1 protein-coding gene is annotated in these 341 nt (G+C 39.3%); it reads right to left on the bottom strand.

Annotated elements, in window-relative coordinates; translation table 11 throughout:
• Positions 1-26 precede the first annotated feature (26 nt).
• A complete protein-coding gene (locus tag GNY06_RS01595; protein ID WP_166518498.1) occupies positions 27-266 on the bottom strand; it encodes a hypothetical protein in 240 nt (79 codons plus the stop codon).
• Positions 267-341: the final 75 nt, after the last annotated feature.

Below are 341 nucleotides of genomic sequence, written 5' to 3'. Positions count from 1 at the left end.
CATAAGTATCACTGAAAAACAAGCAATTATAAAAAAGAGTATTGCTTACTTTTGATTTTATTTTTCTTGTGATAAACCCATAGATGATGTGCACCGAAACCGTACACGAAATGGTCGTCGAGCGGCACTTGTGCTTTCAGTTTCTCGATGCCTTTGCGTAGGCTGTTTTCGTCGTCGGCAAAAAGAATCGTGGTCACCAGACGCAAATAAATCTCTGTTGCTTCGTCGCAATAAGGACAAAAGAATGTTTCAATCGTTACGTTCATAATCCTATGTAATTAAAGTGTTAATAACCAAACAAAAACTCCAATGATACACGCGAGGGAGAATCCGGCGAGGAT

Origin of the sequence: Elizabethkingia argenteiflava (assembly GCF_009904105.1) — a bacterium.
Lineage (GTDB): Bacteria > Bacteroidota > Bacteroidia > Flavobacteriales > Weeksellaceae > Elizabethkingia > Elizabethkingia argenteiflava.
The sequence above is the reverse complement of the archived record's forward strand: the minus strand, read 5'-3'. Positions and strand labels throughout refer to the sequence as shown.

Excerpts from the sequence above, each read along its gene's own strand:
- GNY06_RS01595 (WP_166518498.1), bottom strand. The coding sequence starts at position 266 with ATGAACGTAACGATTGAAACATTCTTTTGTCCTTATTGCGACGAAGCA.